The 24,280-nt window shown below is 34.9% G+C and carries 25 protein-coding genes and 4 pseudogenes; 9 read left to right on the forward strand and 20 right to left on the reverse strand.

The genetic code is table 11. The features are described 5' to 3' along the window. Positions 1-26 precede the first annotated feature (26 nt). From ABWU56_RS02590 to ABWU56_RS02605, 4 genes and pseudogenes are all read left to right on the forward strand, one after another. Positions 27-601: pseudogene (locus tag ABWU56_RS02590) on the forward strand (IS6 family transposase). 203 nt (positions 602-804) lie between these two features. Next, positions 805-1,473: a septal ring lytic transglycosylase RlpA family protein gene (locus ABWU56_RS02595; RefSeq protein ID WP_012481726.1), complete on the forward strand. Its 669-nt coding sequence runs from the start codon at positions 805-807 to the stop codon at positions 1,471-1,473. A 348-nt stretch (positions 1,474-1,821) separates the two neighbouring features. Beyond that, a pseudogene (locus ABWU56_RS02600) lies at positions 1,822-2,955 on the forward strand (IS4-like element ISWosp7 family transposase); the annotation flags it as partial. 550 nt (positions 2,956-3,505) lie between these two features. Further along, positions 3,506-3,703: pseudogene (locus ABWU56_RS02605) on the forward strand (IS4 family transposase); the annotation flags it as partial. A gap of 33 nt (positions 3,704-3,736) precedes the next feature. Here ABWU56_RS02605 and ABWU56_RS02610 read toward each other — a convergent pair. From ABWU56_RS02610 to ABWU56_RS02705, 20 genes and pseudogenes are all read right to left on the reverse strand, one after another. Further along, positions 3,737-4,069: pseudogene (locus tag ABWU56_RS02610) on the reverse strand (phage tail protein); the annotation flags it as partial. Next, on the reverse strand, positions 4,069-4,878 hold the full coding sequence (locus ABWU56_RS02615; protein ID WP_353281782.1) for a baseplate J/gp47 family protein: 810 nt from the start codon (positions 4,876-4,878) through the stop codon (positions 4,069-4,071). The pseudogene ABWU56_RS02610 and the gene ABWU56_RS02615, both read right to left, overlap by 1 nt. A gap of 2 nt (positions 4,879-4,880) precedes the next feature. Beyond that, on the reverse strand, positions 4,881-5,216 hold the full coding sequence (locus ABWU56_RS02620; protein ID WP_353281784.1) for a GPW/gp25 family protein: 336 nt from the start codon (positions 5,214-5,216) through the stop codon (positions 4,881-4,883). 2 nt (positions 5,217-5,218) lie between these two features. Continuing rightward, the gene (locus tag ABWU56_RS02625) at positions 5,219-5,473 is read right to left on the reverse strand and encodes a PAAR domain-containing protein (RefSeq protein ID WP_012481797.1); all 255 of its coding nucleotides are present in this window, start codon (positions 5,471-5,473) and stop codon (positions 5,219-5,221) included. Next, complete coding sequence (locus ABWU56_RS02630) at positions 5,470-5,934, reverse strand: phage baseplate assembly protein V (RefSeq protein ID WP_341810860.1); 465 nt, start codon at positions 5,932-5,934, stop codon at positions 5,470-5,472. The genes ABWU56_RS02625 and ABWU56_RS02630 overlap by 4 nt, the downstream gene beginning before the upstream one ends. Beyond that, complete coding sequence (locus ABWU56_RS02635; RefSeq protein WP_353281785.1) at positions 5,921-6,397, reverse strand: hypothetical protein; 477 nt, start codon at positions 6,395-6,397, stop codon at positions 5,921-5,923. Before ABWU56_RS02635 ends, ABWU56_RS02630 begins: the two co-directional genes overlap by 14 nt. Further along, positions 6,394-6,870 carry a phage tail protein gene (locus tag ABWU56_RS02640; RefSeq protein WP_410542170.1) on the reverse strand — a complete coding sequence of 159 codons (477 nt, stop codon included), beginning with the start codon at positions 6,868-6,870 and terminating at the stop codon, positions 6,394-6,396. The genes ABWU56_RS02635 and ABWU56_RS02640 overlap by 4 nt, the downstream gene beginning before the upstream one ends. 19 nt (positions 6,871-6,889) lie before the next feature. Continuing rightward, a complete protein-coding gene (locus ABWU56_RS02645; RefSeq protein ID WP_264377060.1) occupies positions 6,890-7,201 on the reverse strand; it encodes a hypothetical protein in 312 nt (103 codons plus the stop codon). After that, positions 7,201-8,205, reverse strand: a complete 1,005-nt coding sequence (locus ABWU56_RS02650; RefSeq protein ID WP_353281789.1) for a major capsid protein — start codon at positions 8,203-8,205, stop codon at positions 7,201-7,203. Before ABWU56_RS02650 ends, ABWU56_RS02645 begins: the two co-directional genes overlap by 1 nt. A 24-nt stretch (positions 8,206-8,229) precedes the next feature. Beyond that, positions 8,230-8,601 carry a head decoration protein gene (locus ABWU56_RS02655; protein ID WP_353281791.1) on the reverse strand — a complete coding sequence of 124 codons (372 nt, stop codon included), beginning with the start codon at positions 8,599-8,601 and terminating at the stop codon, positions 8,230-8,232. Positions 8,602-8,647: 46 nt separating this feature from the next. Beyond that, a complete protein-coding gene (locus ABWU56_RS02660; protein WP_353281956.1) occupies positions 8,648-9,691 on the reverse strand; it encodes a S49 family peptidase in 1,044 nt (347 codons plus the stop codon). Beyond that, positions 9,691-11,097, reverse strand: a complete 1,407-nt coding sequence (locus tag ABWU56_RS02665; RefSeq protein WP_353281792.1) for a phage portal protein — start codon at positions 11,095-11,097, stop codon at positions 9,691-9,693. Before ABWU56_RS02665 ends, ABWU56_RS02660 begins: the two co-directional genes overlap by 1 nt. Continuing rightward, the gene (locus ABWU56_RS02670; protein ID WP_108784312.1) at positions 11,094-11,738 is read right to left on the reverse strand and encodes a glycoside hydrolase family 25 protein; all 645 of its coding nucleotides are present in this window, start codon (positions 11,736-11,738) and stop codon (positions 11,094-11,096) included. The genes ABWU56_RS02665 and ABWU56_RS02670 overlap by 4 nt, the downstream gene beginning before the upstream one ends. A gap of 1 nt (position 11,739) precedes the next feature. Beyond that, complete coding sequence (locus ABWU56_RS02675; protein WP_108784313.1) at positions 11,740-11,964, reverse strand: gpW family head-tail joining protein; 225 nt, start codon at positions 11,962-11,964, stop codon at positions 11,740-11,742. Beyond that, positions 11,957-13,783, reverse strand: a complete 1,827-nt coding sequence (locus ABWU56_RS02680) for a phage terminase large subunit family protein (protein WP_353281795.1) — start codon at positions 13,781-13,783, stop codon at positions 11,957-11,959. The genes ABWU56_RS02675 and ABWU56_RS02680 overlap by 8 nt, the downstream gene beginning before the upstream one ends. Continuing rightward, a complete protein-coding gene (locus tag ABWU56_RS02685; protein ID WP_353281797.1) occupies positions 13,780-15,261 on the reverse strand; it encodes an ankyrin repeat domain-containing protein in 1,482 nt (493 codons plus the stop codon). The genes ABWU56_RS02680 and ABWU56_RS02685 overlap by 4 nt, the downstream gene beginning before the upstream one ends. After that, positions 15,261-15,740: a hypothetical protein gene (locus ABWU56_RS02690; protein WP_353281799.1), complete on the reverse strand. Its 480-nt coding sequence runs from the start codon at positions 15,738-15,740 to the stop codon at positions 15,261-15,263. Before ABWU56_RS02690 ends, ABWU56_RS02685 begins: the two co-directional genes overlap by 1 nt. Before the next feature lie 168 nt (positions 15,741-15,908). After that, positions 15,909-17,792: a hypothetical protein gene (locus ABWU56_RS02695; protein ID WP_353281800.1), complete on the reverse strand. Its 1,884-nt coding sequence runs from the start codon at positions 17,790-17,792 to the stop codon at positions 15,909-15,911. A 133-nt stretch (positions 17,793-17,925) separates the two neighbouring features. After that, complete coding sequence (locus ABWU56_RS02700; protein WP_353281802.1) at positions 17,926-19,146, reverse strand: DNA modification methylase; 1,221 nt, start codon at positions 19,144-19,146, stop codon at positions 17,926-17,928. A gap of 103 nt (positions 19,147-19,249) precedes the next feature. Then, positions 19,250-19,702: a crossover junction endodeoxyribonuclease RuvC gene (locus ABWU56_RS02705; RefSeq protein ID WP_226079873.1), complete on the reverse strand. Its 453-nt coding sequence runs from the start codon at positions 19,700-19,702 to the stop codon at positions 19,250-19,252. A 591-nt stretch (positions 19,703-20,293) separates the two neighbouring features. Here ABWU56_RS02705 and ABWU56_RS02710 point away from each other — a divergent pair. The 5 genes from ABWU56_RS02710 (at position 20,294) to ABWU56_RS02730 (ending at position 24,276) form a co-directional block, all read left to right on the forward strand. Then, positions 20,294-20,788, forward strand: coding sequence for a sigma-70 family RNA polymerase sigma factor (locus ABWU56_RS02710; protein ID WP_019236463.1), 495 nt, complete (start codon positions 20,294-20,296; stop codon positions 20,786-20,788). Positions 20,789-20,881: 93 nt separating this feature from the next. After that, on the forward strand, positions 20,882-21,703 hold the full coding sequence (locus ABWU56_RS02715) for an ATP-binding protein (protein ID WP_226079815.1): 822 nt from the start codon (positions 20,882-20,884) through the stop codon (positions 21,701-21,703). Between the two features lie 11 nt (positions 21,704-21,714). After that, complete coding sequence (locus ABWU56_RS02720) at positions 21,715-22,503, forward strand: AAA family ATPase (protein ID WP_226079816.1); 789 nt, start codon at positions 21,715-21,717, stop codon at positions 22,501-22,503. A 37-nt stretch (positions 22,504-22,540) separates the two neighbouring features. After that, positions 22,541-23,041, forward strand: a complete 501-nt coding sequence (locus tag ABWU56_RS02725) for a hypothetical protein (RefSeq protein ID WP_353281804.1) — start codon at positions 22,541-22,543, stop codon at positions 23,039-23,041. Then, positions 23,038-24,276: an AAA family ATPase gene (locus ABWU56_RS02730; RefSeq protein ID WP_353281806.1), complete on the forward strand. Its 1,239-nt coding sequence runs from the start codon at positions 23,038-23,040 to the stop codon at positions 24,274-24,276. Before ABWU56_RS02725 ends, ABWU56_RS02730 begins: the two co-directional genes overlap by 4 nt. Positions 24,277-24,280: the final 4 nt, after the last annotated feature.

A 24,280-nucleotide genomic window follows, 5' to 3' on the forward strand; every position in this document is an offset into this window, starting at 1 on the left:
TATAATTGTCTAAAAAAAAAGCAAAGATGTTTCGTATCAATCAAAAATTGTTGCCATATTTCAAAGGATTTAGCTTTTCAGCGGATGTTATCTGTATACATGAAATGTCGATTCTCTTTGAGCTATCGAGATTTGGAAGAAATGATGAGTATAAGGGGAGCAAAATGCTACGTTACAAAGGTGGGTTATCACCACTGATAGATGAGGCAGTAAGGAAAAGAAAGAAGCAGGTTGGTAGTAGTTGGAGAGACTTACATTAAATTAAACGGTAAATGGGTTTATTTATATACTGTAGACTTGTGTGTTAGTAGAGACAAGTCTGCAGCACTTGCATTCTTTCGTAAAGCCTTCAGGAGTAACTATCTTCCTGAGAAAATTGTAATTGATAAAAGCGGCAGTAATACTGCTGCTCTTGATGATTTGAATGCAGAAATTTCTGAAGATTACAGTTCTTCAAATAAAATATCTAAATAATATTGTTGATAGATTTATCAAAAAACTAATAAAGCCAATGCTTGGGTTTAAAAGCTTCCATTCCGCAAAGATTACCATCACAGGCATAGAAAATATTCGTATGATTAAAAAAAAGACAAATTATTAAAATAATGTTTCTACTTTTGAGAATTTTGCTATGTTAATAACTCCTATAATCCCACCTTTAATGATCTTCTTTCCTATGGTTTATAGATTCGACAGAACCTTTTTTAGTGCTGTGCATATTTGGCAGTAGACGTTTACTTATTACTAAATTTATTATAGTATAATTTAAAATCCTCATGGTATCGAACCATTTCACTAAGTACAATGATAAAAAAACTAGCCTTTCTATGTCTAATATTCGTTTTGATGAGTAGTTGTAGTTTTAGCAATAGGTGTAATCACACTGCAGGTCATTATAAAATTGGCAATAGCTATACAATAAATGGTATCACCTACCACCCAAAATACTGTAGCTGTTACGAAGAAGTAGGAATAGCATCGTGGTATGGAATAGAAGATCATGGCACAATTACAGCCAACGGTGAAGTGTTTAATCGTCACTTGATTTCTGCAGCACATAAGACCTTGCCCCTACCCTGCTTTGTTCGTGTTACTAATTTAGAAAATGGAAGAAAGCTTGTTATAAGAGTTAATGATAGAGGGCCATTTGTTGAAGGTAGAATAATAGACTTGTCAGAAAAAGCAGCACAAGTTTTAGGACTTCATAAGTCTGGGCTTGCGAAGGTAAAAGTCGAGTACTTAAGAAAGAGGTCAGAACAATTGATACAAAATACTCCTCATTACAAAAGGCAATATGAAAAAGAAATGCAGAAACGTCACCCAAAACAAAACAATGCAGAAAGTAAGGGATATGTAGCATTTTTTGTAAACGCTCAAGTAGCTAAATCAGCTGCATCAAAGCTTCGTAATCAAGGAATAGAAAATGTTAGATTGCTTTTCAAGAATGATCAATATTGCGTAAAAGTAAGTTAAAACCTGCATTACAGATTGTGTAGCATGCCAGAAACTATTTGACAAATGAGAATGTTCCAAAAGCATGTGCGTCAAGTTGAGAAACTATCGTGAAATATAGCAATATTTAAGATTGGTATTTTATTTGTTACATTTCAGGTAGTGACAGCTACCTCAGCTAGAGCTGTAAAAAATAATCTACCACTCAAGAAATTTCATTAAAAAAATAGCATAATCTTATTTCTCGGGAGTGTTAAATAAACCATACGCGTCAAGTTAAGGAACTGTGGTAATAAACTTAGTGTAAGGAAGAGAAAAAAAAGATATAAGTTCTCTTAAATCTAACAAAGAAAACGGAGAACTTATACAATGAAAAGAATAGTTTGCATCTCAAAAAAGCTCAAAGAATTTTTTAATGAAAAAGCAGATAAAATCTCAGCTACAACAGGGTTCATAAAAAGAAAGAGGAAGCTAAAAGGCTCGTCGTTCATAAAAGCCATCGTTTTGGGTAATATAGGGGTTGATAATTGTAGTATAGAGACAGTGTGTCAATTATTGAATGAAGACTCGATAAATATAACAAAACAAGGTCTGGACTTTAGATTTACCAAGGAAGCAGTGGAATTTATGAAAAGAATGTATAATGAATCTTTAACGTTACTTAAAAATACCTTACAAGTTGATTGCAGAATCTTGAAGCACTTTGGAGGTGTTAAATTATTAGACAGCAGCTACATTAGCTTACCTAACAGTATGGAAGAAATGTATAAAGGTTATGGTACCAGCTACAGTGGTTATGAAAGCAATACTAAGTCTGGAATAAAGTTACAATTAGTTTTTGACTACCTAAACCAGACATTAGACCAGCTTAATATAACTGAGGGAATAAGGTCAGATCAGGGTTATAGAAGCCATTTAAGCAATATATCGAACAACGATTTACTAATATCTGATTTGGGTTATTTTGTGCCAAGTTCTTTTAAACAAATCAATGAAATAGGAGCTTATTTCATAAGTCGTTATAAATCCGATACTAACATATATGATATAGAGACAGGTCAAAAAATAGATTTACTAGAACATTTGGGAGATCGATCTTTTCTAGAACAGGAGGTATTGTTAGGAAAAGAGACAAGGGTTAAAGTAAGAATTATATTTAAAAAACTAACTGAAGAACAAGCTATGGCTAGAAGAAGAAAGGCTAATAGGTTAGCAAGATCACATGGATACACATCTTCTCAAAGGAACCAAAAGTTACTAAATTGGTCGATATTTATAACTAATGTTCCAAAAAGTAAGATTAATGCTGAGCAAATACTAGTAGTTTACCGAATAAGATGGCAAATTGAATTATTGTTCAAATTATATAAGAGTAATATAAGGCTTGATAAGCTGAGAGGAAAGCCATACAGAGTATTATGTGAGCTATATGCCAAATTGTGTGCAATTCTTATATTTCATGGAATAGTGGGTTGCACAGAACTGAAAAAAAATACGGAGCTTAGAACCTGTCTTGAAAGGACTTAATTAACAAGCATAGTCATATTAAATATTTCTTGAAGTAAGGAGAGCACGCTCATACGTCACGCAAACAACGTTTGGGAATAATCTAAGGTTCTGTGATATCAGCAGCTTTCTTGCCCCGTTTTCAGTAAACAGTGATTTTTCTATATATTAGAAAAATTTTTATTTTAATTAGCGTTAAACAATAGGCGCCTATTGGTTTTTAGCTAAAATAAAGGTCAAGTATCTGGAATTCTGAACATAAAATCCCCCTGTGTAAAAAAGATTAGAAAAAAGTGCAGCGCACATACGACAGAGATTAAGTATACGTGTATACACTGAAGAAGATAGACTACATTTTTTAATTAATTTGATTGTTTAGTAGAAAAAGTCTGCAGACAAAGATAAGTTTTTGAGCTCTCAAAATATCTCTAACTGTAATTATAATCAGATTTAAAATATATGGAAGCAATTTTTTACATTCCCTTATCATTTGTTACTTTTCTATTTCTTGCTTTATTCTTTTCTTTTTTCCCTTTCAAGACAGGTTCTTAGCTTAACAAAGGCATTTATTGAGCTAAAAAGACGGGTTAGAGAGTTATTTTTAGCACTAAATAATAAAATTAAAGGCTTAAATATTTTTCTCAAAAAGCTTACCATAACTTGGTCGCAGTTTTCATTAAAAGACAAGTACAGAAAAACTAGAGTATCCACCTTAACTTCTCTAAATTTGCTCACAATCTCTTAACTTGACGCGTATGGTTTATTTAACACTCCCTGCTATTGTGTTTATCCCTACTTGCAACTCAAAAAAATGTTTACCAGGTGGTTCTTCGATAATTGTAATATCTTCTATATTTGCCCATTTTAGTGCTATTTTAAGTGATGCAGGCGTTCCACGTAGTCTTTGAAACTTTACTCCTTCTACTATCGCTCTTCTTTTATCTTTTACCCAGCGTAGTATCTCCCCCAATTCATATTCCTCAATCAACCATGGCAATGTTTCTTCTTTAAGACTAAACTTAAACCCTCTGATGCAACTTGGATCAACTTTATAATCCGTTGCATCTACTAGCACTTTTTCCTGTTTTGTTGCATTTGGTGGCAATAACATTAATTCAACTCAATCTCTAAGTTTCTTAAAGCAGCACACTCATTACCTAGCACCACAACATCTTCTTTTGGCTCGATTAATTCCACATTTTCTACACCATCTACAAATAAATTCGCTATTATCCATGATCTTGTCACACTCCACCCCAATCTCTTTGCTAACTCAAATTTTTCGATAAATTGTTTCTTTGCTATTTCAATAATTTCTGGTAGTACCTGTGAATTAACACTGATCCTGCTGTGAATATCTATTTCCGTAATATTGCAACCTATCACTGTTACTGTATCGGTTAAAACCCTTATATCATCTCTAGTAACCTGCTTTTTTACAATTTCAAGTAGGTCTTCTAATGCTATGCCAGTTGTGGATAATTGTGTTGATAAAATCGAGATCTGTACTTTCCCTGGTATAGGTGATTCTACTAATGCATCTTTTACTCTACTATCTGCTGACAGTGCATGATATCTATAATATTCCTTACTTCCTCCTGTTGACCAACCTGCTATTTTTGCTTTTATTCTTTTTCTAAAATGTTCATCATCTTCTTCATTTTGCCTCTCTACTCCATAAAATTCAGCTAAAGAGTCAAGATCTTCTCCTGTTGCAAATTTAAGTAAATTACCCTTTACAGCTTCGTTTATCCTTTGTCTGAGTAAAAGTTCTCGCCATGCTGCTACCTCCAGAATCTTTATTGCTGGATCGGATTCTACTAACGCTGAAAAGGTTTCATCTCTACACACTAACTCCTCCTTCATTCTGGAAAAAATTTCCTCATAGCTTAGTTTTTCAATAATATTAGATGTCTGCATTTCTAAACAACTACTCCACTAATACCTATGAATTTGCCTTCTGAAAGATACATACCTTCAAGTACAAGAGTCATTTTTCCTTCTTTAGCTTCAGCAATCTTTACTTTTTCTAACTTAAATCTCTTCTCAAATTTCCCCAGTGCTTCTGCAGTTGCTGCATAGATTTCCAAAGTTAAATCTCTATTTATTGGCTTATCCACCAATTCAAATAATCTTGAGCCATAATCTCTCCTCATTATTCTACTGTTAATAGGAGTGGTTAATATATCAATTATTGATTGTTTCAGATGTTCTATTCCCTCTAATTCTTTCCCTGTTTTAGCATCCATACCCTTCATTTCTATTTTGCAAAAACGCTTTCACTGCCTTTTATTACTTTAAAACCACATGAAACTATATCTCCTACTCTTCCTACACTAAGACCATTTGCAAACACTGTTTTTGATCCTTGAATCATTACTTTTCCTTCACTAAAACTTTCTCCTTGTCTACATATTGACTTACCGTTTACAAAAACATTATTACTTCCGCTAATGCAGAAATGTGGTATAGCTTCTCCACAGTAGTCTCCTAACCTCACTATTCCTTTGTTCAATTTAAGTCGATCCTTTCTGCTTTCAGTTTTATTCCACTTTTTGTCATTTCTATACTTGATCCCCCAGCTTTCAGTGTTATTTTGTCTACTACTTCAATCTCTAAATGATGTTTTCCCTTATCATATAACAATCTTGTTCCATCTTGAAACTTCATACTATTTATTTCTTTTTTATTCTCTGGTGCAGGGTATTTTTTCTGATATATTCCTCCTAATACCACTCCTAATGATAGTTCACCAAAAGGAGAAAATACCACAACTTGTTCATCGATACCTGGTGAAGACCAATTTCTATCTTTTCCTGCTTTGCTCGTTATCCATGGTAAATAATCTGTTAAAAATTCTCCTATTTTCACTCTTACTTTTGCTTTTTCATAATCTACTTCTTTTACAACTCCTATACGAATGATATTCGCTACTTTTCTCTGTAACTCTGCAATGGCAAAATTATTTTCCAACATGCATTTCTCCTACTGCTATTTTATGTGGCTTAATTTTCCCCTCTTCCCATACTGATTTACCTAAATGAAGCTGATGACTCCAATCAACCATCCACACCAAATATGCATCTAATTCGGGTCTAAATCCATCAATTTCTGCAGAGATAAATTCAGCAGGAGAAATATTCTTTACGTTCCAAGTATTTTTATTTACTACTCTTGCTACTTCTGCTGCTAATGACCTTACAACTACCGAGGAATCCTCGACTGTTCCATCAACTACAATTCGTGCTTCAAATTTTGCTCTCAACGCTAATTCTTCTGTTCCTGGATCATGTCCTTTTTCAAAGCCACTAAGTTCCACAAATACTGCCGGTGCTATCAATTCTTTCCTTATTGTTGGATAAATTTCGCACGTCTGTATTGCTGGTATTTCTCTCTTCAGCGTGGTACAAATTTTATCATGTAAATCTTTCAAATTCATCCTTTATAGCTCAATTGACGTTCAAAAAACTTTGTAAAGACTTCTTCAACTTCATAATTAACAAGATTACCTATTATCCTTGAAGCCTCTGGTTTCAGTGACAATTTAACTTCCTTTATTGGTAATGCTGTTCTTCCTTCACGCTTAAAAATACCGCTATTTCCTTTTGGCATAACTGCTGCAAATCCTCCTATAAACTCATGCTTTCCTACTTTCGATCCTCTTCTTGTTTTTTGTATTTTACCAATTGTCGATGCTCTAATGTCATAGAGATTTGCTCTAATTAACACTTCTAATCTGCTAGTTTTCGCCTTAAAAATTCTTAATCTCTTTCTTATCAAACTTTTCTTTTCCTCACTGATTTCCTTAGCTGCTTGCGCTTTTAACCATAGTGCTGTTCTATTTAGTGCTTTTATAGCTGCCAGTTTTACTTTCTGCTCTTTTCTGTCAATATTGGAGATTATTTCATTAATATTGTTACTAACTTTAATATTAAACACTTTCTATTGCCTCAATTTTCCATACTTCACCCGAAGAATCTTTTAACGGTGGTTCAAAAATCTTATAGAATCTTTTTTCAATCTTGATATAATCACCTATGCTAAAGGAAGTAACGTCCTTACTGCGTATCTCTATTGAGGCAATTTGCTGAGTTAATGCTCCATCTGCACCTAGAGAGTACGTAGTCTCAGGACGTTTTATTAGCACTTTTATTTTACGAATACTCTCCTTATTTTTATTACAATATATGGCTTCCACTCCTAAATGCTCAAAACAATCTTCCAATAATTTTCCTATATTCATCAACTAGAACTAATTTTTACCAAAACTGCCGGACGATGGCACATTGGCAGAGGGTTTGACTGCGTATGCAAATCAGTCCCTCTATCAAATCTTCTTGGCTCTTGTTTTGCATATAGTTGCTGTCCAAGAGTATTTACTGTTTCATTAAAATCTGCTGGTGCAAAATATGTTGTAAATGTGCTTGCTGTTCCTAGTGGAAAACAGTGTCCTGTATCTCTTTCTATAAACCTTCTTACGGTTCCTTCAGGATCAGTTGCTTGCCCTCTATATTCCTCAAACGTGATTCCACAAAACGTAAATCCTGATCTCATATCATTCCTTAGCGCTGCTCCTTCTTGCCATCTCTCGTATGCTTCTTTCACTTTACTATGCGAAGTTAGTGCATCAAAAAACTCAGGGCTTACCAAGGCATGAATTCCGGTCATATATTCACCACTTAGATTATCTTCTATATGCCGGAGTACTTCCAGACACTTACGCTTTACATCAGTTGTTGCAGTTCCTAGTGCAAAATTTACTACTTTTGGTGTGATTTCAAATTCGTTGTACAGATTTAATAATTCTGACCCATCAGCATCTAAAATTATTCCCTTCAGCGCTCCCATTCGCAAATGCTCTAATGTTATTGCGTGCTTGTTTCTCATTAGCTGTAAATGGTCAGTTATTACGTCTGCCAGCGCTTTAAGTTCACTCTCTGATCCAAATGCCCTTATTCCTTGTACTTCCTCTGGCAGCACTACATCATCATGCGGAATGTGCGGAATCGTAAATGTTCTTACCTTTCTTTTTCCTCTTTTTCCTACTGTTGCTGGTGCTCCTGGTATTTGTGTTGGTAATAAACTTAATACTCCGTTGTGTTCTTCTATGGTAATATGTCTAAATCTTACTGATCTACTTGGAAACAAATTTAAATTTTCAACACGTCCATAATTTACCGGCAATATATTCATCGCATTTGTTAGTGCCGTCATGCTAAATGCTGTATTTGTAAATGGATTTTGCATTCTTTTTCTCCTTATTAATTTTAGTTAAACTCCCTTGCGGATAATGATCCCTCGTCCTTCAAGTTGCTTTATTGCTTCAGCTTTCTGTTCTTCAGTGATATTTGCTGGCCACACAACTGCATGATCTGCTAGTATTGCACCACGAGTAATAATTACTGCTTTGGCATTTTCTGTCGCATTTACATCACTTACTATTGCACCTATTGCTGTTTGTGTGCCGTCTGTTCCAGTGGGATTAAGGACTCTAATAAAACCATCTTCCGTCTTTTTGGCAACTACTGCACCAAGCTTAAGATTTTGACCTTTAGCTACTGTTATTTGGTCTCTTGAATATAGGTTGGACACTTCATATTTCAGAAGATCGCCAAGGTTATTTTGCTCTATTATATTACTCATTTTACTTTTCCCCTTTATTTTTTACTTTTGTTATACTACGAATATTCTAAATGCCAGATTGTGCACGACTTCTTGCTACCTGCATCATTAAATCTTCTGACGAATTCTGTGGTAATGTGCTTAAAATTTCAGTCTTCATTGTTCGTTCTGCAAGTATCGACATTAATATTTCTTGTGCTTGTTTGCTGCTAACATTCTGCTCTATAAATTCTCCTATTTTCTCTGGCATTCGTGATAAGTTACATAAACGTATTAATTCAAGAACTTCATTACGATACTTAGTTAAATTATCAGTTTCTAGGTCAGTTGTAGTTCGTTCATTCATAGTAATACTCCTGTTTTTATTAATAGATGAAAGAATTGTCATTCCGTCTGCAAGGCCTATTTCTACTGCTTTCTCGCCAAAATATAGACCTGCTTCTGTTGATCGAATCTTTTCAATTGAAAGACCTCTGTTCCTTGCTATTAGCTGCAAAAACATTTCATATAGTCGGTCTACTTCTTTTTGTAAGCTTTCCAGACTTTCAGACGTCATTGGCTCATGCGGATTTAAATCATTCTTTCGACTGCCAGCAAAGATTGTGGTGTATTTTATTCCCTGTTTTTCATCAAACCCACTTTGATCTATATGACTTGCTATTACTCCAATACTGCCAACACCAGAAGTTCTGCTCACAAATACCTTCTCAGCGCTTGAAGCTATAGCATATGCAGCAGAGTATGCATCATCATTTGCTATCGCTATTATCCTCTTTTTTGCTCTTGATTCATAAATAAAGTCAGCTAGGTCAAATATACCGTTTACCTCTCCTCCGGGGCTGTCTATTTCCAGTATAATTGTCTCTATGCTACTATCTGCTAATGCTTGTTTAATTTGTTCTTCTATTTGCTCATATGATGTCATCCCGAGCATTTCATCAAACGCACCTGGTTTTTTAGTCAAGATTCCATGTATTGCTATAATTGCAGTTCTTTCTACGTTACTTTTGATGGAGTGCTTTATGTTTTTAAACGTGGGATGTTTTTGATTGTTTAATGACAATAGCTCAAAACTCCTTGGTTCAAGCATTAATGGTTTTCCTAAGAGCATCATAATCCTTTACAATCAGAGTCAAACATTAAGTTGAGACTATTTGCACGTTTTTGATCTTCTGCTATTTCTTGATCTATTTCTTCAACATCGTAACCCATTTCTGATACTACTTCCGATCGACTCTTAAATCCGTTCCTTACTGCCATTTGCTGCGATTGCTGGTCTTTCAGTGGATCCACCCAATCAAATCCCTGTGGTATCCATTTTACTTCTTCTTTCGCTGCTTTTACTACTTTTTCATCTATACTCAGTTCTCCACAAAGCACTGCTAATTCTAGCCATCTATTCCAAATAGGTCTACAAAACTGGAACACTATCACGTTATGCTGTAACATTGCGCACCTTCTGCGAAACTCTATCAACCCTGCCCGAATGGATGAATAATTAACGCTTGTTAAATCTCCTGTTAGCTGCTCATATGTTATTCCTGTACCTATTGCTATTGCCCTCAGTTGCTGTCTCATAAACGCTTCATAACTTCCTCCAACATCTGATGGCTCTGAAAATTTTATGTCCTCTCCTGGGTCTAAAAGCTGCATTGTTCCAGGTTCCAGGCCAGATAGTGCTACTCCTTGCTCACTTGCTTCACCTTCTCCCATGATATTTGCTTCTGGATCAAGTCTCGTAATAAATCCCGCAAACATTGCTGCAGTCTTTTTTCGTACTAATTCTGCATCATCATATTGATCAAGTTCATAGAGCTTTAGCAGTATACTCGAAAGCCATGGCTCTCCTCTAATTTGCCCAGGTCTTAGTGGTCTATAAATATGTAAAACATCATTTGCTGGTACTCTTACTGATTCTCCAAATGAGCCTTCGCCTGGATGTTCTCTAAATAAGTAATATGCTTCTCTTTGCCCAAGTCTATTGAACTCAATCCCGTTTCTTATTACATTACCATTTCCTAAAGTTTGATTTGTTTTATTATCTAAATGTTCAGACTCAAGTACTTGCAGTTGTAATGGCACAGAAAATCTATCTTCCAGCTTTCTCGTTCTTAAACGTACAAAACATTCTCCTCCCTCTATCATACTTCTGCATACCAGAGCTTGTAATCCATAAAAATCACTTACTCCGCTACTGTCTGCTTCATCTGTCCATTTTAGCCACAATTCTTGCACCTTCTTTCGAAATTCTCCATCTCTTGCTTTTGATTGCGGCTTTATTCCTGTTCCAATAGAATTACTCACTATCGTATCAATTATATTTGCTGCATATGGATTTTTTCTCACCATATCACGTGATCTACTACGTAAAGTTTCAAGGCTTTGAGACAGCAAATTGTTTATACTTCCTAACTCTGGTTGAAAGTGAAAAAATCTTCTTCCTGAACCTGCTGCATCCCACGCTGAGCTTTTGATTTTTGGCTTGCTAAATAGTTGTTTGAAATTTTTCAGCATCATACTAACCAAAATTCTCTTAATTCTTTTAATGTGCCGTTAAATTTATTTCTGTCACATTTTCCGATTCCACTTACTTCATGTGGCTCTGGACCATTTTTACCTTCGGTGTATTGCCATAAAATCCACTTATTCCAGCCTTGCGGTAAAACAGGTTGATCTCCATATCTTGCTATCCATAATGGACATTTCGTCAAAATTGGTGTGGCAAAATCTTTCAAAAAATTAGCACTTCCATACACTAAAGGTAAACGACCCGTTTCTTCTTGAACTTTTTTAACAAAATCTTCTGCTTGTCTTGGTTCTATATTTTTTCCACTTTCGTTCTCTTCAATATCAAGCACAACAATTGTATTTTTAGTTTCACCCACTGTATTCAAAAAGTGATTTGCCTGATCTCTTCCATCTTCTCCTACACCAAAATGATATGAACCCCATAAAAGTCCTTCCTCTTCAGCGGCTTTCCTTCTTTCTGTATAAGTTGGATCTATGTATTTTAGCCCCTGGGTTGCTTTATGAATAACTCCCAATATTCCATCTTCTCTTGCTAATTTAAAATTTATGTTTTCATTCCAGTGCGATAAATCTATTACTGCATTTATAATCATATCTGAGCTCACTTTAATCCTCTTGCTTTCTACCATCTCATATCACTCCTTTATTTGTTGCAAAAATAATCTTTCGTTTAGGCTTCATTCCAGCAATCTTTAGTTCACCTTTGATGCGTTGTCTGAGGCTGAGCAAATCATTTATCTGAACTTCAGCATATCTCACAACATGGTCACCATATGCAATTGATACTACTCTTTCGCCACTCTGAAGCTTTTGAATTGCCTGTTCAACCTGAAACAAATACTCTTCGTTATACATTTTCCAACCACTTACTCTGTCTCACTTTTTTGGGCTTTTTGCTTTCCATTTTTCCACTTAAACTATTCCATTTACTCTCTGGCCATCTGTCTATTCCAAGTGCAATAGATGCAGCTCTTGCATAAATTCGGCAATCTAGTACTTCATTTCTTTCTCTTACTTTTTGCCACTCTTGTTTGGTGTATCCTTTTACTACCTTGCTGACTAATTGCTCTGCCGTTAGCTGCTTAAAATATTCAGGTGCATATTCGGGAAAATGACAATATCCTGCTGGCACTTTCTCTTCTTCTTTTAAAATATTAAGTAATTGAAAAAGTTCTGACTTTAATATCGATACTCCTACTGGCCAGAGCTTTATTCCTCTCTTTAGCTTTTGACCACCAACTGTTATATCTACTCTACTTGGGCTGCTAAGTGGTACTAGTGCTTTATTTACACCTTTCACTGCCATTACTCTTCCAGAGCCTTGATGACCTCTTACCCAGTTGTATACTTCCTGTGTTGCATATCCTGCATCAACTGCCATCATGCTTATCATGTACTCAAGCCCATTTTCACCGATAAAATGATGATTTAAGAGCTCCGAAAGTTTTCCCCATACTTCTCCTCCTCCAGTATCACCTTCAAATACTCGGTAGTCTATTGACCAACTTTCACGACTTTTTCCCCATGCTACAACTTCCACCTCTAGACGATCTTTTTGGACATCTACTCCTGCAGTAAGTACCACTTCTCTCCTTGGCACTGTGCCAATCTGAAAAAATTCTCTCCTGTTAAATAATTGCTTCCAATCAGGTACTTCTCCTTTATCTACCCAAGTTTCTCCAAGCGTAGTATTTATCCAAACTTTCAGTAATTGTTCACTTTCTTTTGCATGGAGAAAATCTTCTACTGCTTGTTGCCAACTATACCAGCCAACTGGACTATAAAGACTTGAAAGATGAAATCCTTTTTTCTCATCTTTTACTCTATTAGTAGGCCTCCATTCTCCACGCTCAAGCATCTCTGTCTTTTGATGATTTTCTATCTTTTCACCACATTCTATACATATATAGTGTGCTGTATTTGGATTTTTATCTTCCCATTTTATTTGTGACCATTTTAATATTTGGTAATAATTACAATGTGGACATGGTACAAAAAAGTATCTCTTATCTGTTGCTTCAAATTCTTTCTCAATTCTGCTTATTCCATGAATCGTTGGCGTTGACACTAAAAAAATCTTTCGCCGTGCAAATGTATTAGTTCGAGCAATACTAAGCAGTACTGGATCTCCTTCTCCTCCTGAATCTCCTGGATACGCATCTATTTCATCAAGAAAGAGATATTTTACTGGCATAGACCTCAGTCCTACACTGCTGTTTGCTCCAGTAATCACAACTATTCCACCTGGAAATTCCTTACTTTGCACAGTATTGCCCGAATCTCTTGACCTTGGGTCTTTTACTTTACTTTTTAAGCATGGTGTACTCTCTATTAACGGCGCAAACCTTCCTTTTGACCAACGCTTTCCCATTTCAACTGTTGGCTGTACTACTAGCATTGGACCTGGTGTTTGATCGATAATATAGCCTATCCAATTGTTACCAGCTTCTGTTCCCCCAATCTGCGCTCCTTTCATGAATACTACTTTTTCTGCAGGTGAAGATGGTGATAGTGAATCCATTATTTCTTTTAAATAAGGAGTTCTTTCTGTTCTCCATTTACCTGGCTCTGATGCTGCAGTTGATGCTAGAACTCGATACTCATTCGCCCACTCTGATACTTTAAGCTCTGGATCTGGTTTTAAACCTTCAGAAAAAGATGTAGCATATATCATATCGCTAGCTCTTCACCATCATTAGATGATACCTCAACATCACTTAAAATAGAACTGCACTCACTTGTTTTCTCACTTTCAAGTTCAATAAACATTTTCTTTTCAAGTGCTTCTTCTATGTACTTCTGAGTTAAATTACTCATTGTTATTGCAGCTATGAACGCAACTATTCCCACCATTACCGCAGCTATAATGTTAGGGTAAATTCCCACTATCGCTATTGCACATACTGTTATAGAAACACAGACGATATTGATATATTTCTTTATTTTTTTGTCTGCTATTTTCCTTTCTTCAAAATATTTATTGCTCAATAAATGAAATGTTGGAAAGTTCTTCTGTCTTCCAAATAGCACTATTTCCTTCTCTTTGCTCAGTAATTTTATTAATTTTGCGTTGTTCGTTATTATTGCATACTGAAAAACATCCGTGGCATCTGCTCCTCTCTTTAGCAACAACTTTACTACGTTAAAGTGACCATGCTTTGCAGCAACATAAATTCCCGTTTTTCCACTCTCATCTACAGCATCTATTTCAACTCCTTCACCAAGAATACCGTCTATTAGGTCTTCATATCCTTTTCTGGCAGCTAAATGAAGCAAACTGTTTTTATCAGCTCCGTATCTATTACTTGCTAAAATCTTTACTATATCTAATCTATTTGCTTCTTTTGCATAACAAAATGGTGTCTTGCTATTATCATCCTTAATTAAAGGGTCTATATCTTCTCGCGTTAGTAAAACTTCTATTGTTTTCAGCCTTTCAGCATAATGTAGTGGCGTTTTATTTTCATAATCTTGTAAGTTAACCCCAGCATTAGGAACATTTATTAAGCATCTTACAATATCTAAACATAAGTCCCTTTCGTCGTAATTACTACTACTTATAGCTACGTGCAAAGAAGATAATTTCATTGCATTTCTGCCGCTACCAGCTATATTGACATTCGCACCAAGATTTGAAAGTAATTTTACTACTTCTAGCTTCTTGTTGTTTACTGCATAATGAATTGCTGCATGATTTCTCACGTCAAGAACATCCTTATCCGCGTTTCCTTCTCTAATTAAAATTTCTACTATTTCTTCATGTCCAGCTCCTGCCGCTAAGTGTAATGGTGTATGTAGTAAAGCATTCTGCTCATTAACATTAACTCCTTTGTTAAGTAAAAATCTTACAGCATTTGCTTCATTCAACATCGCAGCTAAGTGAAGCAAGCTATCTCCCTCTGATCCATATTTATGATTGATTAGTGCTTGTAATATTTCTTCTCTTGCACAAGAAAGCGCACTTTTACCATCATCATCAGCGATCAGTGGATTAATATTTTTCCTGTTCAGTAAGAGTGCAACCATACTAAGCTCGTTAATTTCTACTGCATAATGCAGTGGTGTCTTTCCGTTTGATCCTCTGACATTAACATCTAATCCAGGTTGATTAATGAGGCACTTTATTAATTCTAAACTTAACTTAGCAGACATTATTCAAATTTAGCGTTAGATAATTCTTCAAGTGAGTTTGTAATCTCTTCAGTTAGCGTCTCGTGAATTTTTTCAGTGTCACTCAGTGATGCAAGCAGTGCTGAAACTCTATTTGGAATATTAAGCAAATTATTACGGACAACTCTTGCTACATTAAATGCATCGCGCTTTACTTCCTCTACTGCTACAAGTTCACCAATCTCAGCCTTAGCTTTCGCCTCAAGAAGTTTACCTCGTTCCATTTCATTTTTTATTCGCGTTTTTAGCAACATCGTGGAAAGGTTACTTGTATTTTCGTTTTCTGGATTTTTCCTCCTCAGTGGCTGACTTGGATCTCTTATTGCCGCTACTGCTTCATTTGCTTGCTCTCTATTGATCAAACCATCCTCCAACTTAACTATTCCTTTTTTTACTAAATAACAGACATATTGCTTTGATACTCCTATCTCTCTTGCCCATTCTGTTTGCGTGATTTTCACTTTTTTTTTCCTATTTTTTACGAGGTTTCTTCTTGAGTCTCTGAAAAGGTTTTGCCAGTATCAGCAATTCCCTACCTGTTTATACTTGCCAATATTTCAGAGATATTTTACTAACACAAAGCGAAGTACTCCGGTGCTTTCTTTTTACATAGTGAAATTTGGCCATTTTCAACTAATACTATAAATTGCATCTTTGTAGTTATGAGATTCAACCACTACTTGCTCTAGCGTTAAACTGCTGCATTTGGCATCTTTACTATGGTTTTCTTCAAGCACTTTTGTCCTTGCTTCCTTTATTTCCTCAATGAACTTTTCATTAACTTTTTCTGGTTCAATTCTTTCCTCACAATATACAAGATTTGTGCAATTTGTTTTTCTGTAGTAATGTACTCCAAGGCATATCATTGATAGTGCAAGTATACTCGAGCCTACAAGTACTGATAGTCCTACGTTACTAATCAAAGCGTTCTGGTAAAACTTCTGTACACTACTAATACCACCTTCCACATACAGTAATAAAGGCCATACTATATTTGCAGCAACCAAACTGCTTAATAATGCTGTAAATAATGGCCTATCTTTGATTACTGATTCTACTTTATTCCTTCTACTAATGACTTTGTTGTCAATATTAATGAAGTTGTCCTTACCCTTCCAAGCGTTAAGTGTAAAATGTGAATGAGTACCATTGCTGTATTCAAGTTTGAATGATTTTATTACTTTATCTTTTGGTTGATACTTTAGCACCTGATTCAAAGTTTCATTCGCATTCTTTCCTCCTATTTGACACTCTTCAGTATCTCTAAATTGCTTTATTCCACAAAATATCGGACTAATTGCAACCAATAATGCAACAGCTAGAATTGGTATAGTTACATAGATGACACTGTTTGCAAAAAATGCAATAAATTGTGCTTTATCCTGTAAATATACCAAAGCTGCAGAAACGCTAAGTGCAACAGCAGCTATACCGAAAATTATAAATTCCTTCTGCTGCACTGCATATTTTACTCTTGGCAAAATTCTATTTGTTTTCTTTTCTTTTTTAATTAACGGGGTTTCTTCATTATTACTTTTTTCTGATGAGCTAGTTGAAAGTGTAACTGGACTATCATGATTTAATGACATATTCTCCCATCCTTGATTGCCACAAGACTCACTCATTTCTGTTACTTGAGAATTTGATCTTGTCATCTCTGCACTTCTATTGTCTATTCCACTATCACTTCCTTCCAAACTCTTTTTTAAAAATTTTGTATTCAGATCTACAGGTTCATCAATTGATCCTTTCTTAATTGATGTTTCTTCAGAATTTGACTTTTCCATCTCCGGACTTTGATCGTTTATTTCACCATCTAACCCTCTTTTCGAGAATTTTTTATTTTTGTCTATAGTTGCATACATAGGTTCTCCTATAGCTTCTTGCTCATCACATTTTTCTCCATTTAATTGGAAAGAAGAATGTGGTAGCTTTGGTGGTGCAATATCCTGAATAATACTCAACCGATGATTTTCTGCTGTTCTAGGTGAAGGTGGAGCTACATTTCTAATATTGTCCTTCTCCAACATTCCATTCCTAGGTAACGGCTTTGGTTTATCTCCTAATTCTTTATCCTCTTCCTCTTTTTGCATTTCTTTTGTATTGTCTATTTTGGGGTTGGAAGATGTGTTGGATGCTGCCTCAAACTGATCAAGAGAATACGGACGGTTATATTCTATTCCATTTGCCTCACAAACTGCATTAAATTCGTCCTCTATGTCTTTACCATCATCAAATACTAAAGAAGAACAACTCACTGAAAAATCAGCACCTGCTTCGTCTATTTTTGCTGTAATACTGCTATCGCTACTATTGCTAATCACATTTAAAGAAGCTAGTTTGCATTCAGTGTTCAGGTCAGGTTCTTGCTTCGTACCTTTTTCAAACAATTCAATTCTCTCCTTAACAGATAGTGTAGAATTTGAAACATTATTTTCTACTTCTTCAGAAAACGATGCTTCATTATTTGTTTGCGACGTTACTACTCCAGCTAACGTCTTTTCTTGATTCATTGAGTACACCACATTTAATCCAAAGTTATTTGTTACGCTAAACTCATTAAAATACGGTATATACCAGTAAATTAATATTACAACTACCAAGGCTTACTAAATTTCTGTTTGCGTTATCTTTTCCACTTTTTTCTTACTGTTTTTCTTCTTGAATCTCTGAAAAAGTTTTACCAGCACCAGAAAGAATTGCTTCCCTACCTGTGTACACTTGCCAACGTTTTATGGTTACATCTACAAATTTTGAATCTAGCTCTATTGTTCTGCAAATTCTTCCTGTTCTCTCACATGCAATCAGCGTACTTCCAGAGCCACTAAATGGATCAAGTACAGTATCCCCAGGTCTGCTGCTATTAACTATTGCTTTTTCCATTAGCTCTACTGGCTTCATCGTTGGATGTAGTGTATTGTGCGTTGGCTTATCATAAAACCACAGATCACTTTGATTTCTACCTCCATGCCACTCACGTTTATTACCGCTTTTCCATCCATAGAGCATTGCTTCATATTGTCTCTGATAATCAGATCTGCTTAGTGTAAAATGATTCTTTGCCCAAATGATAAATGTTGACCATTTTCCTCCCGCTTCCTCAAATGCTTTTTGCAACGTTGAAAACTCTGATGATGATGCACAGATGTAAATTGCACCTTTAGTATATGCTAAAATATGAGTACAAATATCATAGAGAAAAAGCTCATACTTTTCACCTTGATTATCGTTTAGTATCTTTTTATCCTCTCTTTCTTGACTGCTACCATAATCAACGTTATATGGAGGATCACAAACAGTAATGTCTGCCATTTTATCATCTAACAGCGCTTTATATGATTCAACTACAGAGCTATCACCACAATAGATTCGATGATCACCTAAAATCCATAGATCACCTGGTTTTGTTATTTCTACCTTTTTGTCATCAACAACTAAGTCAGAAAGGTCTTCTTTTTCACCATCAAAATCATCGAGAAACCGTTGAACTTTTTCCAATTCAAATCCTGTCATTTTAAGGTCAAATTGCAAATCTTCTAGCTCTTGAATTTCTACCTTTAAAAGATCATCATCCCACTTTGCCCAATTAGCTGATTGATTGGCAAGTAACCGAAAAGCTTTAGTTTGTGGTTCATTTAAATTATCACTTAAAACCACAGGAATACTTTCTATACCAAGTTTTCTTGCTGCTTTAAGTCTTAAATGACCATCAACCACAGTACCATCGCTTTTTGCAACTATTGGTATACGAAAGCCGAATTCCCTGATTGAAGCACACATTCTATTTACTACGTCATCATTTTTACGAGGATTACGCTCATATTCAACTAGGTTTCGAATAGGATAGTAGTGGATTGCTAAATTCATATCTTAATAATTAAAAAGTTAATATTCGAAATATCTCTGACGCTAAAGAAGGCCTGAGGTCAGCACCACCAAACCCGCCATTATGGCCGAAAGGACCCACTTTTTATGGGTTTTTTGTCTTATTAATATCTTTACTAATATAGAACATTAATGCCAAAGCATCGGCCTCATTATCATCTCTAGGTGAAAAACTTTTTTCACGTATCGCTTCAATAACTTCACTCTTACTTGCATTGCCTTTGCCTGTTATAAAGCGTTTTATAGTTTTAACATTAACACCTTGGTAGGGAATATTGTTCTCTTCACACCAAGCAGACAGAACTGCGAGAAAACCGCCATAGCAATGCGCTGCATCAGTTCCTAGATGTCTTCTTACTTCCTCAAAATACACTGCAGTGAACTCATGTTTCAAAGAATTAAGCCAATTGTGAAAACTTAAAAAACACATTCCACCTCCACTGAAACGGCTACCATGAAAGCTTTTGCTTCCACTTTCAATTACTCCATCTGTTAGAATTGCCCAGCCGGTTTGCTTGCCGAGATCTAGCGTTAAGATTGACGTACAAAAACTCCTTTGTGTAATTAAAGTTCAATGCCCTGTATAATATATATGTACGATGACTCGCAAATTCGTCCGCAATTTTGAAAAAAAATTAAAAAAAATTTCATATCCTGCCATTTGAGTTTTTTTCATCTTTACTTATCTTAATAACTATTTTACATAACTTATATTACGCCAATATTTATATTATTATATTATCATATATTATATTTTACCTGTATTTAAATATATATATAATATATATAAGACTTCAGTAATCCGTAAATCCTCTTCACTGGCCGATTTTAGCCACTTAACTTTAGAAACGGCTTTTAGGAATAGAACATAAAAAAGACAATATTATCAATAACTTAACGATCACTGCTTTCTGAAATACTAATTAGTAACTCAGAAATTAGGTACGAAATTGGTAGTTTTTTACCTATGAAAAAGTAGCTTCAGTAGTGTATCAAAACGTTTAAATCTTATTTTAATTTTTAAAGATTTTATTCTTTTAGATAAAAAAATTATTACTACTTTTTTATAATAAATTAGTCATACAAAGTCTTGGTAAAAATCTCTATTCATGAAACTTTTGGAGTTTTTATGAAGAATTCTTATCAAGGAATCGATTCTACAATTGTTAAACATGTGAGATTTCAAGCTTCGCGCCTTAAATCCAAAAGCTGTTTTATTAACGAAAGTCTCGAAGATATAGAACAAGAGCTTTTTTGTCAGGTTTGGCAATATCTGAACCAGCACGATGAGAAAAGAAGTAGTTTTAGTACTTTCGTTGCTAGATTAGCTAATTATTGTGCTCGCAATATGTTACGCAATCAGTTGTGTCTAAAACGTAATATAACTTTTGATGATATAAACGACGATATTCCAGATCATAGGAACTCGGAAATCGAAGCGATAATTCGCACTGATATAAATAATATAATTTCAACTTTGTCTGAAAAAGATAGTAATTTATGTCAATTACTTAAGGTATTTACTATTACTGAAGTTTCTGTAATAACCAAAATACCAAAGACAACTATCTATCGCACACTAGAACGAATACGCGATAAATTCTCAGTTTTAGAGAAGTTATAAGCTCTCGATTATATTTGCTCAAAATTTTTTTTTGCAAATTGCGGACGAATTGCCTAGGTCATCGTACATATATATTTAGGTACTGGGAGAAAAATGAAAATAATGAACAGCAATGAACGGCTAAAAGTTCAAACAGGTATAAAAATGGTCATCTTTGGTCCTTATGGTATAGGTAAAACTAGTCTCTTAAAGACCATAAATGAACCAACACTTTGTCTTGATTTTGAGGCAGGTTTACTTGCTGTTCAAGATTGGCAAGGGGATTCTGTAAGTATTCGTACTTGGAATGAGGCAAGAGATATTGCATGTCTCATAGGTGGTCCTAATCCTGCGTTAAAATCTGACTCAGCATATAGCCAAAGACACTATGAGCATGTATCCAGTAAATACAAAGAGCTTGCTTCGGAGTTTCTCAAGTATCGATGTGTTTTTATCGATAGTATTACAGTAGCCTCGCGTTTATGTCTTTTATGGGCAAAAATGCAACCTGAAGCTTTTTCTGAAAGATCAGGAAAACAAGATATGAGAGCTGCTTACGGGTTACTTGCTCAAGAAATGATGGCTTGGCTCAATCAGTTTCAACATATTCCAAATAAAGACATCATTACAGTTGGAACTCTTGGACAATACCTCGATGATTTCAATCGCTCAACTTGGCTACCTCAATGTGAAGGAGCTAAAACTGCAAGTGAAATTCCAGGTATTGTTGATGAGGTAATCAGTATGGTTGGAATCAAGAAAGATGATGGTACAGAGGTTCGTTCATTTGTCTGTCAGACGATTAATTCTTGGGGATATCCTGCTAAAGATCGAAGTGGTTGCCTTAATATGGTTGAAGAACCGCATCTAGGAAAACTTCTTACAAAAATTAAAACTAAAGCTTTTGCAATTCAACCTGTCACGCCCAACATATAGGAGGTTATTATATGCTACAAAACTTTTTAACTATTGGTCAAAAAATTCCTTTTTTCAGTGTGAAAGAATACTTGGACGATCGATCGCCAATACCAGAGGATATAATCTCACCAAGAATTCTAACTAAAAGAGGTTTGTTAGTATTTGGTGGCCCTCCTAAGATTGGCAAAAGCGACTTTTTGATCTCTTGGCTTGTTTACATGGCTGCTGGTAGATCATTTCTCGGTATGACACCAAATAGACCTTTGAAAATCTTCTACATGCAAACTGAAATTGAATATGAATATATGAAAGAACGTTTGCAACAACTTGATAATGAACTTTTGAATGTAGCTGCTAACAACTTAATCATTACGCCAAAAGTGCACTTATCATTTAATCATGATGAAATAAGTGAAATTAAGGAGATTGTAAATGAACGATTTAAACCTGATGTTTTGGCCATAGATCCATTACGTAACATCTTTAGCAGTGAATATGGGAATGAAAATGATAATAGTGCTATGCTGTTCTTTCTGCAAAAGACTCTTGAGAAGCTACGCAGTGCTGTCAATCCAGATGCTTGTATTGTACTCACTCATCATACAAAAAAATTATCAAAAAAGATGCTCGAAGAAGATCCATTCCAAGGCCTAAGTGGTGCTGGATCTTTACGTGGATTTTACAGTACTGGTATGGTGATGTTTGCTCATGATGAAGAAAGTAGTGTACGCCAGATAGTATTTGAGCTTCGTAATGGTGAACGCGTGCAAAATAAACTTGTCGATAAGATAAATGGTCATTGGCAGCTAATGGAATAGCTAATTTTCACTTTAAAGTCAACTTATAGGAGAGCGTATGCTACAAGATTTTTTAACTGATTTTAATAACGCGAAACTGCAAAGCAGTTTAATACCAAAAGGTACAATAGTCAAGGTAAAAATGGCAATAAAGCCTGGAGGTTATGAAAATTGGTTCACTAAAAACTACACTACTGGCAGTATCTATTTAAATGTAGAATTTACTGTCACTGAAGGCCCATATGCAAAACGCAAGATTTTTCAGATTATAGGTATCAAAAATGGCAAAGCAGAAGGTGAAGAAGACATCTGGGGAGAATCTGGACGTTCTATGCTGCGTAGTATTTTGGAATCATCCAGAAATATTCATGCAAATGACACTTCAGAGAAAGCAGTTACTGCTAGAAAAATCAACTCTATAGCTGATTTCAACGATTTAGAGTTTACAGTAAAAGTAGGCGTTGAAACTAATAATACATACGGAGATAGAAATAGGATTACTACAGTTATTACTCCAGAATTACAAAAAAGTTTTCAAGATGATTGGTTGCCATTTTGAAGTATGACGAAGGAAAGTTGTGGGCTGCTGTTATTACTAGAGCTATTCAGGATGCAGCAGGAAAAAACCCTAAACTTAAAAAAGAGGCTTGTCAATGGATTCGCTCACGATCTTTTGAAACTGTTTGTGAGCTGGCTAATCTTGACTTTAAACGTCTAAAAAATATGTTGAACAAATTTGGAATAAACAAGGAGAATTTTATGGATTTTTCATCTAAAAATGCTTTGAAAATAAAATCATTATTAATTAATAACATCAAAGATTGTTTATCTTATTTGTTACCTGAAGGCAAATCTTACCAAGATAAATTCTATATTGGCAGTAGAAATGGAAATAAGATAATAGTTGAAATGGAAGGAGAAAATGCAGGAAATTGGTACAACCTGATCGAAGAAAAGAAAGGAAATATAATAGACCTTTGGACTTTAGTTAAAGGTAATATAGATTCTGCTGAAACATGGTTGAACGGTAAAGATGAAAGAAGTTCCATATTACAAGAAAAACAAAACGAAGAAAAAGCATTTTCTGTAAACCATTACTTAAACGATAAATCACCAATGCCAAAAGATATAATAGGCCCAAGAATTTTGACACCAGGTGGTCTTTTGGTCATAGGTGGTACTCCAAAGATTGGCAAAAGTCATTTTCTTCTTTCTCTATTAGTACATCTGGCAGCAGGAAGATCATTTCTTGGCATGAAGCCTACAAGACCACTAAAAATATTCTATCTACAAAACGAAATGGAATATGACTACATTAGAGAACGTATACAACAACTCAACAAACTTCCTCATTTAGCAACAGAAAACTTAGTTGTGACGAACAAGATGAATTTGACCTTAAATGAAGAAGGTATAGAAAAAATAAAAAATATGGTAGAGGAAAAGTTTGATTTAGTTGTGATTGATTCTCCTTATAATTCCGTTAACTATGGTCTGCAGCATGCAATAGAAAAACTACGTTCCAAGATTAATCCTATGGCTGGAATAATCATCACAAATCACACCAAAAAAGTATCTACCTCTACATTGGAAAAGAATCCATTTCAAGCTCTCGTTGGTGCTAACGCTTTAAGAAGTTTTTATACATCTGGAATAGTAATATTTCAACCCAATAAACGTACAAATATCTTACAAGTAGTATATGAACTTAGAAACGGTAGATCTATACCAACAAAATTCATCAATAAGATTAATGGATGTTGGAAATCTGCTAACGTTATAGCTAGAACATAAAAAT

Source organism: Wolbachia endosymbiont (group B) of Horisme vitalbata (assembly GCF_964028625.1).
In the GTDB taxonomy this organism is placed as follows: Bacteria; Pseudomonadota; Alphaproteobacteria; order Rickettsiales; family Anaplasmataceae; genus Wolbachia.

Coding starts and splice junctions, on each gene's coding strand:
- ABWU56_RS02595 (WP_012481726.1), top strand. CDS start 805: ATGATAAAAAAACTAGCCTTTCTATGTCTAATATTCGTTTTGATGAGT.
- ABWU56_RS02615 (WP_353281782.1), bottom strand. CDS start 4,878: ATGCAGACATCTAATATTATTGAAAAACTAAGCTATGAGGAAATTTTT.
- ABWU56_RS02620 (WP_353281784.1), bottom strand. CDS start 5,216: ATGAAGGGTATGGATGCTAAAACAGGGAAAGAATTAGAGGGAATAGAA.
- ABWU56_RS02630 (WP_341810860.1), bottom strand. CDS start 5,934: ATGTTGGAAAATAATTTTGCCATTGCAGAGTTACAGAGAAAAGTAGCG.
- ABWU56_RS02635 (WP_353281785.1), bottom strand. CDS start 6,397: ATGAATTTGAAAGATTTACATGATAAAATTTGTACCACGCTGAAGAGA.
- ABWU56_RS02645 (WP_264377060.1), bottom strand. CDS start 7,201: ATGAATATAGGAAAATTATTGGAAGATTGTTTTGAGCATTTAGGAGTG.
- ABWU56_RS02650 (WP_353281789.1), bottom strand. CDS start 8,205: ATGCAAAATCCATTTACAAATACAGCATTTAGCATGACGGCACTAACA.
- ABWU56_RS02655 (WP_353281791.1), bottom strand. CDS start 8,601: ATGAGTAATATAATAGAGCAAAATAACCTTGGCGATCTTCTGAAATAT.
- ABWU56_RS02660 (WP_353281956.1), bottom strand. CDS start 9,691: ATGCTCTTAGGAAAACCATTAATGCTTGAACCAAGGAGTTTTGAGCTA.
- ABWU56_RS02665 (WP_353281792.1), bottom strand. CDS start 11,097: ATGATGCTGAAAAATTTCAAACAACTATTTAGCAAGCCAAAAATCAAA.
- ABWU56_RS02670 (WP_108784312.1), bottom strand. CDS start 11,738: ATGGTAGAAAGCAAGAGGATTAAAGTGAGCTCAGATATGATTATAAAT.
- ABWU56_RS02675 (WP_108784313.1), bottom strand. CDS start 11,964: ATGTATAACGAAGAGTATTTGTTTCAGGTTGAACAGGCAATTCAAAAG.
- ABWU56_RS02680 (WP_353281795.1), bottom strand. CDS start 13,783: ATGATATATGCTACATCTTTTTCTGAAGGTTTAAAACCAGATCCAGAG.
- ABWU56_RS02685 (WP_353281797.1), bottom strand. CDS start 15,261: ATGTCTGCTAAGTTAAGTTTAGAATTAATAAAGTGCCTCATTAATCAA.
- ABWU56_RS02695 (WP_353281800.1), bottom strand. CDS start 17,792: ATGAATCAAGAAAAGACGTTAGCTGGAGTAGTAACGTCGCAAACAAAT.
- ABWU56_RS02700 (WP_353281802.1), bottom strand. CDS start 19,146: ATGAATTTAGCAATCCACTACTATCCTATTCGAAACCTAGTTGAATAT.
- ABWU56_RS02710 (WP_019236463.1), top strand. CDS start 20,294: ATGAAGAATTCTTATCAAGGAATCGATTCTACAATTGTTAAACATGTG.
- ABWU56_RS02715 (WP_226079815.1), top strand. CDS start 20,882: ATGAAAATAATGAACAGCAATGAACGGCTAAAAGTTCAAACAGGTATA.
- ABWU56_RS02720 (WP_226079816.1), top strand. CDS start 21,715: ATGCTACAAAACTTTTTAACTATTGGTCAAAAAATTCCTTTTTTCAGT.
- ABWU56_RS02725 (WP_353281804.1), top strand. CDS start 22,541: ATGCTACAAGATTTTTTAACTGATTTTAATAACGCGAAACTGCAAAGC.